14 protein-coding genes and 1 pseudogene are annotated in these 16,911 nt (G+C 34.4%); all 15 read right to left on the minus strand.

The window, feature by feature from the left end; translation table 11 throughout:
- Window positions 1-606: pseudogene (locus LS81_RS04620) on the minus strand (GNAT family N-acetyltransferase); the annotation flags it as partial.
- Window positions 603-1,361, minus strand: a complete 759-nt coding sequence (locus LS81_RS04625; protein WP_034345955.1) for a class I SAM-dependent methyltransferase — start codon at window positions 1,359-1,361, stop codon at window positions 603-605. The gene LS81_RS04625 and the pseudogene LS81_RS04620, both read right to left, overlap by 4 nt.
- A gap of 1 nt (window position 1,362) precedes the next feature.
- Window positions 1,363-1,761: a sugar 3,4-ketoisomerase gene (locus tag LS81_RS04630; RefSeq protein ID WP_034318358.1), complete on the minus strand. Its 399-nt coding sequence runs from the start codon at window positions 1,759-1,761 to the stop codon at window positions 1,363-1,365.
- A 465-nt stretch (window positions 1,762-2,226) separates the two neighbouring features.
- The gene (gene rfbB, locus LS81_RS04635; protein WP_199769761.1) at window positions 2,227-3,249 is read right to left on the minus strand and encodes a dTDP-glucose 4,6-dehydratase; all 1,023 of its coding nucleotides are present in this window, start codon (window positions 3,247-3,249) and stop codon (window positions 2,227-2,229) included.
- Window positions 3,250-3,260: 11 nt separating this feature from the next.
- Complete coding sequence (gene rfbA, locus LS81_RS04640) at window positions 3,261-4,133, minus strand: glucose-1-phosphate thymidylyltransferase RfbA (protein ID WP_034345964.1); 873 nt, start codon at window positions 4,131-4,133, stop codon at window positions 3,261-3,263.
- Window positions 4,134-5,226: 1,093 nt separating this feature from the next.
- Window positions 5,227-5,961 carry a fumarate reductase iron-sulfur subunit gene (locus LS81_RS04645; protein ID WP_034345967.1) on the minus strand — a complete coding sequence of 245 codons (735 nt, stop codon included), beginning with the start codon at window positions 5,959-5,961 and terminating at the stop codon, window positions 5,227-5,229.
- A complete protein-coding gene (locus LS81_RS04650; protein WP_034345970.1) occupies window positions 5,961-7,931 on the minus strand; it encodes a fumarate reductase flavoprotein subunit in 1,971 nt (656 codons plus the stop codon). The genes LS81_RS04645 and LS81_RS04650 overlap by 1 nt, the downstream gene beginning before the upstream one ends.
- 16 nt (window positions 7,932-7,947) lie before the next feature.
- Complete coding sequence (locus tag LS81_RS04655; RefSeq protein WP_034345972.1) at window positions 7,948-8,781, minus strand: fumarate reductase cytochrome b subunit; 834 nt, start codon at window positions 8,779-8,781, stop codon at window positions 7,948-7,950.
- A 238-nt stretch (window positions 8,782-9,019) separates the two neighbouring features.
- Window positions 9,020-10,468, minus strand: a complete 1,449-nt coding sequence (flhF, locus tag LS81_RS04660; RefSeq protein WP_034345974.1) for a flagellar biosynthesis GTPase FlhF — start codon at window positions 10,466-10,468, stop codon at window positions 9,020-9,022.
- The gene (gene folK / locus LS81_RS04665; protein WP_034318377.1) at window positions 10,465-10,935 is read right to left on the minus strand and encodes a 2-amino-4-hydroxy-6-hydroxymethyldihydropteridine diphosphokinase; all 471 of its coding nucleotides are present in this window, start codon (window positions 10,933-10,935) and stop codon (window positions 10,465-10,467) included. The genes flhF and folK overlap by 4 nt, the downstream gene beginning before the upstream one ends.
- A gap of 201 nt (window positions 10,936-11,136) precedes the next feature.
- Window positions 11,137-12,501, minus strand: a complete 1,365-nt coding sequence (locus LS81_RS04670; RefSeq protein WP_034345976.1) for a tetratricopeptide repeat protein — start codon at window positions 12,499-12,501, stop codon at window positions 11,137-11,139.
- 25 nt (window positions 12,502-12,526) lie between these two features.
- Complete coding sequence (locus tag LS81_RS04675) at window positions 12,527-12,946, minus strand: YkgJ family cysteine cluster protein (RefSeq protein WP_034345978.1); 420 nt, start codon at window positions 12,944-12,946, stop codon at window positions 12,527-12,529.
- A gap of 265 nt (window positions 12,947-13,211) precedes the next feature.
- A complete protein-coding gene (locus tag LS81_RS04680) occupies window positions 13,212-14,591 on the minus strand; it encodes a UDP-N-acetylmuramoyl-L-alanyl-D-glutamate--2,6-diaminopimelate ligase (protein WP_052096520.1) in 1,380 nt (459 codons plus the stop codon).
- On the minus strand, window positions 14,588-15,235 hold the full coding sequence (locus LS81_RS04685) for a hypothetical protein (protein WP_034345980.1): 648 nt from the start codon (window positions 15,233-15,235) through the stop codon (window positions 14,588-14,590). Before LS81_RS04685 ends, LS81_RS04680 begins: the two co-directional genes overlap by 4 nt.
- Before the next feature lie 849 nt (window positions 15,236-16,084).
- Window positions 16,085-16,879 (minus strand): carbon-nitrogen hydrolase family protein, encoded by a 795-nt coding sequence (locus LS81_RS04690; RefSeq protein WP_052096521.1) that lies wholly within the window; start codon window positions 16,877-16,879, stop codon window positions 16,085-16,087.
- Between the last annotated feature and the right edge of the window lie 32 nt (window positions 16,880-16,911).

Raw genomic sequence — 16,911 nt, forward strand, 5'->3', positions numbered from 1 at the left:
TAATTCCTCAGCTGAATGCACTGCTTGTGTGTTGTGTCTTGTCTGCAATACCTCGTTTAATAAAGTAACAAAAGCTTGAAAGTTGATTGAAGATTCTATTTGTAATTCATTTTTTAATGCTTTCTTTACACCCCTTTTTCTTAACTCGCTAAATCTAATAGGGTTTTTTAAATAAATTGTAGCTGAACAATCAACTCGCGATACCACAGCTCCGCTTCTAAACAATGCATATAGATCTTCTTCGGCTGATACTTTATGATATATATGTGGTACACTTTTATAAATCAAACGACTAAAGCCATTATCGTGCATATACTCTTGTAATCTTTCAAAACATTCAATCATCTTTTGTTGTCGCATAGAATAATCAACAATAAATCCACCAAAAGTCAATCCCTGATGAGAATATAATATAGAATTTTTAATATTGAGCGGCAAAAGGGCAATAAGTTTAGAATCTTCATAAAACATTAATGAATGATCTATAAATCTATCAGCATGATAATCCATATAATTTCTATCAAACATAAAGATTCCATTTTTAGAACTTTTATTGAAAATATTCCATTCGCCATAATGCGTCGTCTCATATCGACATATCCTCATACACACACCTTGCAATTCACAAATATTTCTGCACCAAAGTCTGGTAAATAATCTATCATTTTATCTAATCCTAGCAATAAATTCTCATCAATAACTCCATTCTGCATACATTCCTGCATTTTCCGATGATTAAAAGGTTTAATGAGGTATGAACCTTTATCCATAATCGTTACCCCCCCCCCCCCATTAGCTTGATTCACAAAGTCTATAAGACTTGTAAGAGAAAAAGTTGTATGTTGTTGAAGATTCTTGGCGGTATGTGTCAAATCTCCAAGTGCTGAAATAAGCCCGCTTTGATATGCCCATAACAAGTGAAATGAATATGCATTAGGGACATTAATGTGAAGTATTGTATTAGGATTGCAAAGACTAAATATGTCTTTTAGAAAAGCTTCTGGATTTACTACTTCATGCAAAAGAGAACTAAGTATAATGAAGTCAAACCTTTGTGTTCTTAACTCCACAAGCTTAGATTCTACAAAATCATTTATCACTCGAATATTTTCAAACCTGCTTAAGTCTTTTTGTGCTTTTTCTGCAAATATTTTGGAAGGCTCGACAATACAAAAAGATTCAAATTTTTTATAATAGTTGGCTATGGAATCACTACCACAACCAATCTCCAATATATTTTTAGCCTTATAATATCCTAAAAAATTTAAGACTTTTTTACGACGAAAAGACACCATAATATTTTCAAAATCATAAGAATTCGCCAAATAATCCTGTGTGTATTTATCTATATCTCGCTGCATTTTAATTCCTTATCATTCGCAAAAACTCATCATAATCCCGGATATACTCACTCTCATCATAAAAATCACTTGCTAAAATCATTAACTTACAACCATACGAAAAATTCCGCATTTCTCGCCACATATTTTTACCTATATACAAACCTACATCTGGGCGATTAAGCCACACTGACTCCCGATTTTTTCCATCATCCAAGACAAACTCACATGCACCATCCATCGCTATCACAATCTGCTCTAAATACTTATGTGCATGAAATCCCCTCTTTTCATCAGGCAATGTATCATAAATATAATATACTCTTTTAATCGCAAAAGGAAGATTTCTATTAGACTCTAGGGCGATGAGTTTTCCACGCTTATCAAGCTTTACGTCTAGTTGTATCACTTTATAGTTCATAGCTATCCACCATTAGATTATGGTTATACCCATATCTTATTAAACAATAATTATCGCAACCATAAGAATGTTTAATTCTACACGCAAGAAGAAATATGTATCTATTGAAACAGTTATACACTACTTTATCTAAAAATAACTTATACATTAGGATACCTAAAATGTTTTCTTTTTTGTTCCATTCGATTACCAACCTTAATTCCCCATCACTTTTTAGCACAATAGACAAAAACTTCAAACCTACCAATATAATCTCTTCGCATATCACTATAACTATAACCATTAATAGGCAATGACAATGAATCATAACCTAAACACGCACTATCAATATTCCATACTTACCACCATTTACACTATGGAAAATAGTAGCTGAATGTATTTTAAAATTCCTGAATACCTTAACATTCGAGAGCACGTAACGGCAGTAAAGTACTCTCATTTTATGAAAGATTTTACCTATTACCTTCATAGACAAACCTCATACTTTTTCAGATAAAATTGCAATGTCTTTTCCAACCCACTCTCAAAACTCTCTTGTGGTTTCCAGCCTAAAACCTTAGTTATTTTACTAGAATCAATTGCATAGCGTCTATCATGACCTGCCCTATCCTGCACAAAAGTAATTTGACTTTGATAAGATTCTCCATTTACCTTTGGGATAAACTCATCTAGCAAAACACATACATACCTTGCAATATCTATATTAACACGCTCACAATTTCCGCCAATATTAAAACTCTCACCATAGCATTGCGAATGAAACACCATGTCAATCCCACGACAATGATCCTCAACATAAAGCCAATCACGCACATTTTTTCCATCACCATAAATAGGTATCGTTTTGCCTTGCAAAGCATTGCGAATGATTGTGGGAATAAGCTTCTCATCATGTTGCTTAGGTCCATAATTATTAGAACAATTTGTAATAAAAGCCTTAAGTCCATAAGTGTGAATATAAGAACGAACAAGCATATCGCTTGATGCCTTGGAAGCTGAATATGGAGAATTTGGTGCATAAGGAGTAGATTCAATAAAGTAACCACTCTCACCTAGAGAACCAAAAACTTCATCAGTGCTAATATGATGAAAAATACAATTCTCCTTGCCATGTTTTGCAACATATGGCTTATCAAACCAACATAGATAAGCGGTATGCAGGAGATTAAAAGTACCATTTATGTTTGTTTTTACAAATACATCAGGATTTGTAATAGAATTATCCACATGAGATTCAGCAGCAAAGTGTATCACACCTTCAATATTATATTTTACAAAAATCTCATTTACCAACCTTGTATCGCAAATATCACCTTGTATAAAGGTGTAATTGTTGAAGGTTTCTGCACCTTTAAGATTATCTAAACTTCCAGCGTAAGTGAGCAAATCCAAGTTAACAATATGATAATTTGGATATTTCTTTAAAAAGTACATCACAAAATTACTACCAATAAAACCAGCTCCACCTGTTATTAAAATGCTCTTCACCATCCACTCCACTAACGCTCTAAAAAATTCTTCAAATACTCACCATAACCACTCTTTTGCAAAACGTGAGCACGCTCTAATAATTTTTCTTGATTAATCCAGCCATTATGGTAAGCAATCTCTTCTAAACAAGCAATTTTATAACCCTGCCGCAACTCAATAGTCTGCACAAAAGCGGAAGCCTCTATGAGACTATCATGCGTACCTGTATCAAGCCACGCAAACCCCCTGCCTAACAACTGGGACTTCAATCTGCCCTGTCTTAAATATGCGATATTCACATCAGTGATCTCTAGCTCTCCCCTCGCACTAGGTTTCAAAGACTTAGCAAAAGAAATTGCATCATTATCATAAAAATACAACCCAGTTACTGCGAAATTACTCTTAGGATTCAATGGCTTTTCCTCAATACTCAAGGCTCTACCATCTTGATCTACCTCCACTACGCCAAATCGCTCTGGATCTTTGACACGATAGGAAAATATCGTAGCAAAGCCATGTTGTGCTTCCCTCTTTGCCTCTAAAAGCATAGGTGAAAAACCTTGCCCATAAAAAATATTATCCCCTAAAATCAATGCCACACTATCTCCGCCAACAAACTGCTCTGCTAGAATAAGTCCTTGCGCTAACCCATCAGGGCTATCCTGCACACAATAGCTAATCTCCATACCAAGCCAACCGCCATCACCAAAAATCTCTTTAAATCTTGGCATATCCTTAGGGGTTGAAATAATCAAAACTTCTCTAATTTGAGCAAGCATCAACACAGACAATGGATAATAAATCATAGGCTTATCATAAATAGGCAATAGTTGCTTGGATACCATAAGAGTGGATGGATACAATCTTGTCCCACTCCCCCCTGCTAAAACTACACCTTTCATACCAATCTAAACCTTCCTAATAATTAATCCTAAAAACGACATACAGAAAAATTATTCCAAAACAAAGTAAATACAGAATTACGCTTATCTCATTCACCATCAATAATCTCTAAAATTGAGAATAATATGCAACATTATAAAATAAAAATTGGAAACATATAAACAATAAATATACATAAGGAATCAAGATTTAAAATCGAATACCTCAAATTAAACAAAACAGACAAAATCTTGGACATTTCATACATGCATTTAGAGATTATAACAAAGCTGTTATAAATCTTCAGCAAATTCCATAACAACACATTAGACATTCTTCATTATAATACTCATCTCTCTTCTATAGAGCACAAGCATACCAAAAAAAACACTGATACTTTTTTACCCTTTTTACTAGTTTATTATGTCCAAAAACAAAGATAATGTCTTTTATCAGTTCTTCAGTATTTTATATTTGTAAAATCCTAAATGTACTTAGGCTACTAGCAAACACAATCCACAATAACTAAAAAAAAAGGGGGGGGGCTACATTGAATCCTTATAATACGCATCATAGCAGCAAAAACAAGCAAATGCAATACGTTTAACATTTAATATTAAATGCTTGACATAAATACAAAATAATATCGTAAAGAATTCTTATTTACTTCTTACATAAACAACATTTAATAATATGGTAAAACAATAACAGGAATTTTTCTATAAAGGATTATTACAAGATTCTTCTTTTTTACACAATAAAAAGATACAAAGAATTATTTTACTTTTTTTAAACTTATCACATAATATAAATACATAAAGAATGGCTTTGAGAACAAAGCTTCAAAACATATTTTATTAAATGACTTTTGCATATCATTTCCTATATAGCTTTATGATGGTTGTCAGAAACATCAACAAATCTTTAAACACATTCGCAAATTAAATACTCGTGGATATGGATCATAATGATGTGTAGCATACAAGCCGTAAGCTTTCACATGAGGATTCTGCATTGATAGGATCTTGGCCTAACCCACACAGACATAAATTGTCAAGTAGGTAAAAACACCAAACCCTAGCACATCTCCAAAAATCCTATAGAATCTTCTTTCTATCGTAAAGCTACCATCTTGCGACGCAAATACGCAATCTTACTTTGAAGTGGCAATTCTTTGGGGCAAACATCATGACAAGCAATAAGACTCATACATCCAAACACCCCATCATCATTCCCTACAAGCTCATAATAATCTTCATCGGTACGCTCATCGTGTGGATCGATCATAAATCTCACGATTCGATTCATTCCCGCAGCACCTACGAAATCATCACGCATAACCTTTGTAGCACAGCTCGCGATACAGCAACCACATTCAATACATCTATCAAGCTCGAAAACCTCATCAGCTACTTCGGGTTCTATTGGCATCTCAAGTTTTGAAATGTCGGGTTTATGCTGAGTGTGAATCCAACTCTCGACACGTTTTGTCATCCCTGCAAACCAATCACCTGTATTTACACTCAAATCTTTAATCAGCTTAAATGCAGGTAAAGGCATAAGCGTAATAACGCCATCAGGAAAATCTTGCGTCAAAGTTCTACAAGCCAAACCAGGTCGTCCATTGATCATCATGCCACAACTACCACAGATTCCAGCACGACACACAAAGTCAAAGCTCAAATCTGGATCTTGCTGCTCTCTTATCATACCAAGTGCAATAAAGACAGTCATAGAATGTGTCTCTTCAAGTTTATATTCCCTAAAATGTGGCTTTGAAGTAGCACTTTGTGGGTCAAACTTTAATGCTCTTATAGTTATAATTCTTCCTTTATTTTCAGCACTCATTATCTGTCTCCTAATCTTTGGTTTCTTGCTTTATATTGTGGTTGCAAGTTAAATGGCATAAGGGCTTCTTGCAACGCATATCTATCGCCACCTTTAGCTTGAATCTCTTGAGTGATTCTATCAATCTCAGCTTGCCTTATAGCACTATTTGGGTGCTCAATGATCATACCCTTAGCACCATACCCACGGAACCCAGGAGCAATCTCCATTTTCATAATATCCAGATCTTCATAAGTCACTGTAGGCAACGTTTGAGTTGGATCTTCCCAACTTGTAAGTGTACGCTTAAGCCAATTTGCATCATCTCTTTTTGGATAATCCTCTCTTGAATGTGCTCCACGAGATTCTGTTCTATCAAGTGCACCTTTTGCTACGCACAGTGCAACCTTAAGCATTTTTGGTGTACGATAAGCATCCTCGAGTTCAGGATTATTGTGTAACTTTTTATTTTTCACATGAATATTCCTGCTGCGTTTAAATAACTCTTCGAGCTTATCTACAGCTTCTTGTAAACTTTTGCCATCACGGAAAATACCAACATCATGATCCATGATATCTTTCATTGCATTTTTAAGCTCATATACATCTTCATTGCCAGAATTATTAATCAAGGATGCAATATAATCCTCTTGTTCTTTAATAAACTTTTCAAGCACCGAAGTTTGCACTTCAATCTGTGCTTTCGCACAATAATCAGTGAAATATCCACCAATAATCATACCAGATACAACAGCTTCGCTCACAGAGTTCCCACCAAGTCTATTGAATCCGTGCAAATCCCAACACGCTACTTCACCTGCTGCAAATAATCCCTTAAGATAAGTCTCACCTTGATAATTTGTGCGAATCCCACCCATAGAATAGTGTTGCATTGGTCGAACAGGCGCCCATTTTTCAGCTGGATCTAAACCAGCAAATGTTTTACAAATATCCTGAACATCACGTAAATTTCTCTCAACATGTGCTCGACCTAAAATAGCAATATCAAGCCACAAGTGATCGCCATAAGGTGATTTTACGCCTTTACCATTGCGGATGTGCTCAAGCATTCTACGAGACACAACATCACGACTTGCAAGCTCTTTTTTCTCCGGTTCATAATCTGGCATAAAACGATAACCATCAACATCACGCAATATTCCACCATCACCTCTACAACCTTCTGTAAGCAAGATCCCACTAGGTACAAGTGGTGTCGGGTGAAATTGCACAGCTTCCATATTGCCAAGTTTCGCAACGCCAGTTTCCATTGCAATAGCTGCACCAATACCTTCACAGATTACCGCATTCGTTGTGTTCCGATATACCCTTCCATAACCACCTGTTGCAAGTAATGTACCTTTAGACACATAGGCAATAAGCTCACCTGTTACCAAATCACGCACAACGGCACCATAACACTTGCCATCCTGATGGATAAGAGAGATTGCCTCTTTTCTATCCTGAATATCTACACCACGTTTATAAGCCTCGTTTGCCACTGCATAGAGCATAGTATGCCCAGTTGCATCAGCAGTATAACAAGTTCTCCATTTCTTCGTGCCACCAAAGTCACGCGAATGAATATAGCCATGACGGAAGTCATCTTCTGTAATTGTTACTTTTTCCCCATTGATAACTGCAGGACGATCTCCTTTTTGGATTCTCGTCCAAGGCACACCAAATCCTGCTAACTCTCTAATTGCTTTTGGCGCAGTGGTAACAAACATTCTTGCTACATCCTGATCGCAGCCCCAATCGCTCCCTTTTACAGTATCAGCAAAGTGTAAATCTTCGTTATCTCCATCACTTTTAACAGAATTTCCAAGACTCGCTTGCATACCGCCTTGAGCGGCTGCAGAGTGACTTCTTTTTACTGGGACGAGACTTAATACAATCGTATTCAATCCGGCTTCTTTTGCAGCAATAGAAGCTCTAAGTCCTGCCAATCCGCCCCCAATAACCAATGCATCGCAATATACAACTTTCATATATCTTCCTTTTCCGTTACTTACTTAGATTTTCTTCTGCAATTACAAGAGCTTTATCCATCATCGCATTTGCATTTGTTGCTTCAACATGAGTGCCAAATCTCTTATGGTCATACTCTTTTGCATCATTAATGCTTTTGAAGTTCTGATTCATTCCTTTGCTAAAATATGCATAAAACGTCGCAAGACCCAAAATAATAAAAAATGCACTCATAATCCACTTTGCAGTTCTTAAACCACTAATCCCAAGTCCTTCAAACCATCCCCATTTAATGCAAAGGCGATAAAGTCCAATAGATCCATGCAATTCAACCGCAAATAATAAAACAATATAAAGCAACCAAAAATGTTGCTCAAAAAATCTAAATGAAGAGCCACTTGGTCCAATTGTATCTGGCTCTGCAAACATAATATAAAGGTGCACACTTGCTAAAAAGAACATAATAAAACCTGTCGCAGCCTGTATGAACCACAAACTTGTATCGCTGTGTTTCATCACATGTTTATGTGCTTTCAAAGCAAGATATTGTCTGTAATTAATAGGAAACTTTCGCATTGCTAAAAAAGCATGTGCAACAAATACAATAAATACAAATGCTGCCACACCACTTACTATCTTTGGTTCTCCAGCTTTAATGAGAAACGGACTACCTTCAAAGAACTTCGTAATAGTAAACATAAATTCTTCGCTAATAAGAATACTAGAAACAAAAAACATATGCGCTATCATAAATAAGCCTAAGAAAAGTCCAGTAGCACTTTGCCACCAATCCAATCGTGCAGGCACCTTACTTTTTTTGCGTTCCGTAGTTATGCCAAGATAACCTTCTATCACCTTCTCTTCTTGCATTAAGCCTCCCTTAAAATGAGCTTTGATTTGCCAGTAGTATGCTCACATTATCCTGCATACTTCCGCCTAGCATTATAAGATATAATCACTTTAAAATACTTTTAGCAAATTGTTTTAAAAAGTTTTTTACACATATATGTGTAAAAACTACACGTATTGGCTTTTACAATAAAAAATTGCAGAAAAGAGGCTGAAACAATACCCTACACCCTACCAAAACTTTATCCTATATATCAAGTTATCGTATAGGCTTTATAAATCCATCTAAGAGCCAATCAGCCAAAGACTCATTAGTCGCTACAACAAGGTCTGTTGGGACTTCCTGACCAATGGAGAAATAACTAATTGGTTTTTTTGTCTCATACGCAAGCGAAAAAATATTACCTAAACCACGACTTTCATCTAATTTGCTAAAGATTAATGTATCAAGGTTTAAAATACTAAACGCTTCGTAAATATCACGTAAATCTTCAAACTTTGTTGTTGCACTCATGACAAGAGATGTGTTTATTTTATAATCACCCTGCAAATATTTCTTTATCTGAGCAATCTTCTCGCTATCATTTTGACTACGACCCGCAGTATCAACCAAGATATAATCACAATATCGAAGCGAATCTAATGCCTGTAAAAATTCTTCTGGAGCAACCACCATCTGAATACTAATACGCATCCGTTCCGCATACCACTCAAGCTGTTGCAATGCACCAATTCTATAACTATCAAGGGTTATAATGCCAACCTTTGCTTTCTTTTCAAGTGAAAATCTCGCTGCAAGTTTTGCAAGTGCAGTCGTCTTACCAACGCCTGTTGGTCCCACAAGCATCATAATTTTTTTTGTCATATCCTTGCTTTCTGGACGACAATATACCATCTTACGCAATACTTCCCTAAAATAGCGTTTAATAGTCAAGGAATTCTCACGCATCTTAAGAGGCATGAGTTCAAGACTGAGGCTCATAATTGCATCAAGATGATTTTTAATAATACCACTGCTTTTTGCAATGCGATAAATTTCAGCAAACTCGTGTGGTATATTTATGCCTTCACTTTTTGGACTCTTATCATCCCATACCATATTTTGAATCAGTTTTAATTTATCATTTAATTTATCAAGCTCTTTTTTTATACCACGTAATTCCTCTACATTGGCTCCTTGCATATTCTGTCGCTCTTGCAACTTTGTTCCAACACGTTTATTAAGCGTTTCTAATGTGCTTGAAGTTTGTTGTAAAATAGGTGTATTTGCAGCCTGCAAGTCATCTTGATTGAGTGTTTGCGATCGTGTTCTATTTGTAACATTTGGGCTAAAATCGAGACGAATATCATCAGAATCTATATCATTAGACAATTCAGAAATCTCTTTAACCGCACGACTGAGTTGTCGACTAATATCATCATCGAAAACATCAAGCCTCTTTTGTGCCCTTTTTCGATCAAGCTCTTTTTGTGCTATCTCATCAAGTCGTTGTTGAATGCTATTGGATCTAGGTGCAACTACCTCTGGTTGTGGCGGCTGGACAACATCATCTTGCACCGCAACCACAACTTCATACAAGCCTGGCTCTGTTAGAGTCTTTTTTCTTATTTCCTTGCTATCAATGATTAATGCCTCATCTCCGTGCATACTTTGTGCTTTTTTTAGAGCCTCTGGTGGTGTCTCTCCTGAATAAGTATAAAGCTTCATTTAAATAAACCTAGTTGAAATGTAAGTGGTTGTAAAACGCTTTGTCTATTTGCGTAATCTCTATGGGGTAAATACATGTGGGCTAAATTTGCTTTCTTTCTAGCATAAAAAATCAAATCAATATCCAAACTACGCTCTCCATTTTTCATTAAACGCACTCTTTCTCTACCGAATTTACGCTCAAAATAAAACATAAGCGAAAAGAGAGAGCGAACGCACAAGGACGTACTAAACACAATACTTGTATTATAAAAATCTGGTTGCATTTTATACCCAAAAGGTGGATTCTTATAGATATAAGCTGTGCTGTGAATCTGAATCTTTGGATGCCTGTGCAAACAAGAAAAAAGTTGCTCAAAAGTTTTTATGCAATGACCAACATTTGCACCCACACCCCAAACAACCATATTTGCATAACTTTTGCAACCACGTTGCACATAGGGAAAATGCTTTGTAAATAACTTCACAAAAACTCCTTGCCTATAAATTAACCATCATGACACAGCAGGACAAAATCCAATCTTTTAGTAAAATTCTGTATTATATCGAAAAAAATGATATTTTGAAATACAAAAATATAGATTCTATATCATTGCATTTTTTAAAAGATCAGTCTTTCAAATCAATCAATGTTATCTTGAATAACTTGCATAAACTTTTACCCTATTTTAATTACACTCATTAATCGCTCTGCTATGCTCCATAAGTTCTGGAATACCCTGTATCATATCTGGTGCAATAAGGTTAAATGTCTCTTTAGCCTGCTTACAGTTCCCTTTCTTATAAAAACCCCATGCTAAACTATCTAAATATTCAGCAGATGTTGGTTCAATAGCAAGGGCTTTACTAACATATTGCATACCCTCATCGATATTAAAATCATGAACAATCATTAGGTACCCCAAAAAATTATAAAAAAACGCATCATTTTTAGTTAGTTTTTGTTGAGTTTCTTTTAATTCTTTATTACGTTGTGTGAGCATAGTTTTAAGTGTATTAATGACTGGCTTTAATGTTTGTTTATCCTTACTTGCTATTGCTTCATATTTATACACCGCACTTAGACCCAATAAATCAGTGCGTTTTGTTTGTGCATATAAATCACTCGCCATTTTAGAAGCTTGTTTAAAATCCCCATGTTCTACATAAACTTGCATAAGCATTTCTTGCCCATCATTGCCTAGTAAGATCGCATCTTCTTTCAATAATTTTATTGCTTCTTCATAATGCTGCAATTGCACGAGAATTGATACAAGCATACGTGCATTTTCCACACTTTTATCTTCAAAGAATCTTTTTTCAAGATTCTCTTTCAATACATCAATCTTATTTACTTTTGCATAAATAGGGAAAAATGTTTGCAAATTCACACTATATTCATTATTTGAAATATACATATTAAGATAATGCAATGCTTCATCTATTTCCTGAAGTTTGAGATAGATTGTCACAATCTGATTAAGTGACTCCAATTTTAACTTAGTCCCAGCACTCATAGGATCATCATATATACTTACAAGGTGTTTCAAAGCTTTTTTGGGCATGTTTTCTTGCAAGTACAAGTTGCTTAAAACATAATGTGTATGAAGGCTTGGGCTTATAGTTACGATTTTTTCGAGCAAAATAGTTGCTAGAGCATATTGTTTTTTTCGTATATGATCTTCTGCGATAATAAGATTTGTATCTACATCATCTAAATTTTTACTTAATGTTTGATATTGTTTTGCTATCTCCACAGCAGATTCAATATTTCCTGCTTGACTTTTAGCCAATGCAACTTGTTTCAAGAAATAAATATTTTTTGTCTGCTTGTAAAGCTTATTATATATATCAGCTGCTTCTAAAAAACGCTCTTGATTCATAAAATCAGCAGCTTGCAACATAAGAAAATCAGCCGTATTTTCTACATCATATGTCTGCGTATGCTGTATATTTTGATCCAAATTCTTCGCAGTATTTGCACAACTAATATGCATTAACATCGCACACACTAAACCTACACGGCAAGTTAAGATAACAATATTTCTCCTCATCGTATTACCCCAATTTCACGTTATACTACAAAACAACGCCAATGCAACGCCCTACTAGTTCATCTTTATTATTTTTATACATATCCCAAAAAGGAAAAGTTTGGCATTGTTTTGGTCGAACTTCATAGACAGAGCATTTTAAACTTTTTTCATCAAAAAATATACAACTTACACCTTTTTCTTCATCCTCACATTTTTTCTCAATAAAAGAAAATCTTGTGCCTACTTTCTTAACATAGCGTAAGCAAAAATCCTCAAAGGGAATCTCCAAGAAAGCACTAATTTGCTCCATCTCTGCAATACTAACAAAAATATAGCCACTTTCACCATAACAACACTTACCTCCACATTCGCCACATTTTCCTGCGTTAAACACAAAGTCAAAATTTTCTTTTCTTATTATATTATCTTGTACACAATTATTGGAATCCACTTTATCTTTCATGACCTCTCTACTTGTTTTATTATAATCTTTTATCTTTGCAAATCGCTCACATTATTGTAGCAGTTTATATCTAATAAAATAAATAACAATACAACTTCAGTTTATCGACATAATTAAGATTATGGGCTAATGCCACATATTATAGAATATTGGGATACATCCTAGCATACATGACATCACAGCTACTAAAAATAACCATTAACACATATTGGCTAGAAACCATTAGTGTGCAAGATGATGATTCTAAAAAGTTTTTATACTCTTATCAATAATTGTTGTTTAGAATAGTTTGCACACATTCTTTATCACTAAAATGCACCTCATTATCCTTAAAAATCTGCACATTTTCATCACCTTTACCCAAAATAAGGAGAATCCAATCTTTTGGTAACTCCTGCAAGGCAAGTCTTATCGCCTCTGCCCTATCAAGAACAATCTGCACATTCAAAGCTGTACCTTTTAGCTGAAGTTTATATTGTGTATTTTCTCTAATATCTTCTTGTATATCTACTCCATTAAATACACCTTTTGCAATTTCTTGCGCAATACTTAATGGATTTTCACTTCTAGGATTATCGTTCGTGATATAAATATTTTTTGCATAAAGTCTAGCACATGCTCCCATTTTCTGACGCTTACTTACATCTCTATCGCCTCCAGCACCAAACACAACACTAATATTCCGCGTCTTAAAAGCTTCAAAAACTTGTTGCATACCATCAGTAGTATGTGCAAAATCAACTATGACTAGAGGTTGTTTGCTAACAATCTCCATTCGTCCTGACACACCACCGAAATTTTTTATATAAGTGCAAATTGTTTGCAGGTCTTTATTTGTGATAGCATGTATAGCTAATGTTGCTGCCATAAGGTTATAGAGGTTAAAAAGTCCAAAAAGTTCTGATTCTAAAACACACTCTCTCTTGCTTATGTCGTCATATTGCTTAGAATCTTTTTGTTTATGCAATCGCAAATTAATCTGTGCAAAAATACCATCTTGCAAACCATAGGCATTTACAGATAAATTCCCCTTAGATTCCACACCATACGTTAGGACATGCGGATAAAAACGCATACTTGCTCCGCTTTTATCATCAAGATTGATAATCTTTGGACATTCACCACTTTGCAAAAATTGCAATTTGGTTTTAGCATAATCCTCCCATGTTTTATGATAATCTAAATGATCACTTGTAATATTTGTGAGAATCTTAAGACAAAAATTCAAGCCATAAATTCGCTCTTGCTTAATCGCGTGTGAGCTTACCTCCATAACAAAGAAATCGCAACCAAGGGTTGCTGCCACATCTATATCCTCATAAAGTTCTAAAAGACTAGGTGTTGTTAACCCTTTTGGCTTCTTTCTTACATCATTAATAAACATGCCACGAGTGCCAAGCAAAGCTACCTTATAACCCATATCAAGTAACACGGAATATATAGCTGCTGCAGTTGTCGTTTTACCATTTGTACCTGTAATTCCAATTATCTTAATATCCGTGTTGAAATAATCTGTTAGCTCATCTCGTTCTATAATACGAATATTTGGCGGTAAAGACTCCATAAACTCTTCATTTTGTTGAGTCCTAAGAAATATGGAATCTTGTTTTAATTTTCTCGTATCATCTGTGATATGCAAACTCATTTTGATACTTTCTGTCGTTTTTTAGCTTTATTCTTCTCAAGCAGTTTATTATTTGCCGCTTCAATCAAAGGTATAAGCTCCATATCATACCGCGGCAATGAGTCGATGTAATGAAGCAATGCCTCGATATAGTCATTTTGCACTAGCAAAGATAAGAACTCATAAAAATCCCCCTTTTCCCCAAAAACAAGCTTTGTGTTTAAAGGCAACCTGCTATAAATTTCCTTAAAATCCTTTGTTTTTAGCAAAGCTTTAATATCAGCATAACTCATAGCATCATAGCTATCCATTGCTTCAGTCTTACTACGTTGCACAGCCTTTGAAAGATTATGTGTTTTATTGTCAAATGCTTCGATAAGAGAGAGTATCATGCGTTGAACTCTTTGTTTATTTGAACGCTTTTCAGATGCCAGTATGCTTTGATAAAATTCATAGATTCCAACCGCTTCTTGTCCAAAATCAATACCCATATCAGCAAGATAGAGTCCAATCCTAGAATCTAAATCATGTGTATCAAGCCAAAATGCTCTCTCAAAAAGATAAAACGCACTTTGAAAACTACCACTTAGTAATGCCTTAGCACCTTTTTTTTGTAAAAGCTTTTTTGTCATTATATGTGTTGATTGTAATTGAATAGTCTGCATGATTATCCTTTTACGTTTGTTACCCAATTTGCTATGTATAATCCATTCTAGCATAGTTTTATTAATTTATAATCTCATAAAAGTTTGTTTTATGTCTTGTTATTTACTTTATATGAAATATTGTTGGAATCTAAATATAACAATTTTTAAAGCATATGTAAACAATCTAAATAGAATTAACATAATATAAATTTTGCACAAAAGACCTTTAATAAAGCATCCTTTGGGGCTTCTGCTCTTTGGCATCTTTTAGATATTTTTACATAGAGGTATGTAAAAATTCTTACTATGTTGCTTTTCTATCAATTACTTGCAATCACCTGGACTTACAATTGCTTAGGTTTAGATGTTGTATGTGTTGTTAATGTAGATATGTGTATTATTAAAGCTTAACATGCCAATTACTTTTTTAGTTTTTACAACATTATTTACTCATGCTTAAACAATTTTAATGAATCACAAAAACTGAAACCATAACATTATATTTATAGATGTGTAAAGTTAGTGAAAAAAGAGATAAAGTAAAAAGATCTCTTAAATTATAGTTACGCTACAAAAGACATGCAAGTATTGTAGTCAAACTACCCTTATATATTCATTTCTTCTGCGTTATTATTATAAAGTGTAATCTTATTATTGTGTAAGGTTTATGATTATTCTTACTTAAAACATGTTTATAAAAGTTTGAAGCACCTCGCACAACTCCCTTAATCTTTTATGAATCTATTTTTAACTATAACTTTCATACAAGATACTTGAATATTATAAAATTTTAACATTCTCTAATAGTCATATAGTCTCACTAGATAACATTATTAGAACTTTAATATCTTAACAAACTAAAATGATCTAACCTCTAAACCCCCACTCTTTTTTGAGTGTTTCTAAAGCCACTTTATCAAGCTCTACACAAAGCATACCCTCTTCATCCGTTAGAGAATCTATAATATCCTGCCCCAAACTCACAAAACTACTTCCATAGAAATCCCATGTCTGCCCATCATTTGCATGATGTGTACCTATGCGATTTGCTCTAAAAACATAACAAGAATTTGTAAAGGCATGAGTTGTAAGTAAATTTTGCCAACGCTTTTGTGAAGCAAAGGTGCTTGCTGTAGCCACTAACACAACATCAACAGAATCTCTTTTAAACTCTGTCCAAAATTCATCAAAATGTGCTTCAAAGCCGAATAAAACACCAAACTTTATGCCATTTGCCATAAATGTCATGGGCAACTTTGGTAATTTTTTTGTGTCATTAGAGAAAAAGTTTGCTTCATTCCAATGTGGGTATTGTATAAGTCGTTGTTGTGTGTAGGTGATGATATTATCCTGCATAATTATTGCCATCTGTTTGTAATAACCTTTATTTTTATGCTGTATGAAAGGCACAACAAAACTATGACCATACTCTTTTGCAAATTGTATAAATATGTCAAGTTTATTTTTATCTTTAAGACAAGATTCTGGAGATAATCCCCAATCTTGTGAGAAAAAACGATCGACGATATATTCCCCAATAAGCACAATACTATGTTGTGGTATGCTTTTTATATATGTTGTGATTCGCTCCTTATTTTGCATATCACCAAGTTGCAATATTGCAACAGATCCACTAAAATCCTTTATCTTCAATTCTTCCATCATTCACCCTTGAGTCCAATATTGTAAATATT

Origin of the sequence: Helicobacter trogontum, assembly GCF_000765905.2 — a bacterium.
In the GTDB taxonomy this organism is placed as follows: Bacteria; Campylobacterota; Campylobacteria; order Campylobacterales; family Helicobacteraceae; genus Helicobacter_A; species Helicobacter_A trogontum.

Coding starts and splice junctions, on each gene's coding strand:
- LS81_RS04625 (WP_034345955.1), bottom strand. CDS start 1,361: ATGCAGCGAGATATAGATAAATACACACAGGATTATTTGGCGAATTCT.
- LS81_RS04630 (WP_034318358.1), bottom strand. CDS start 1,761: ATGAACTATAAAGTGATACAACTAGACGTAAAGCTTGATAAGCGTGGA.
- rfbA (WP_034345964.1), bottom strand. CDS start 4,133: ATGAAAGGTGTAGTTTTAGCAGGGGGGAGTGGGACAAGATTGTATCCA.
- LS81_RS04645 (WP_034345967.1), bottom strand. CDS start 5,961: ATGAGTGCTGAAAATAAAGGAAGAATTATAACTATAAGAGCATTAAAG.
- LS81_RS04650 (WP_034345970.1), bottom strand. CDS start 7,931: ATGAAAGTTGTATATTGCGATGCATTGGTTATTGGGGGCGGATTGGCA.
- LS81_RS04655 (WP_034345972.1), bottom strand. CDS start 8,781: ATGCAAGAAGAGAAGGTGATAGAAGGTTATCTTGGCATAACTACGGAA.
- flhF (WP_034345974.1), bottom strand. CDS start 10,468: ATGAAGCTTTATACTTATTCAGGAGAGACACCACCAGAGGCTCTAAAA.
- LS81_RS04670 (WP_034345976.1), bottom strand. CDS start 12,501: ATGAGGAGAAATATTGTTATCTTAACTTGCCGTGTAGGTTTAGTGTGT.
- LS81_RS04675 (WP_034345978.1), bottom strand. CDS start 12,946: ATGAAAGATAAAGTGGATTCCAATAATTGTGTACAAGATAATATAATA.
- LS81_RS04680 (WP_052096520.1), bottom strand. CDS start 14,591: ATGAGTTTGCATATCACAGATGATACGAGAAAATTAAAACAAGATTCC.
- LS81_RS04685 (WP_034345980.1), bottom strand. CDS start 15,235: ATGCAGACTATTCAATTACAATCAACACATATAATGACAAAAAAGCTT.
- LS81_RS04690 (WP_052096521.1), bottom strand. CDS start 16,879: ATGGAAGAATTGAAGATAAAGGATTTTAGTGGATCTGTTGCAATATTG.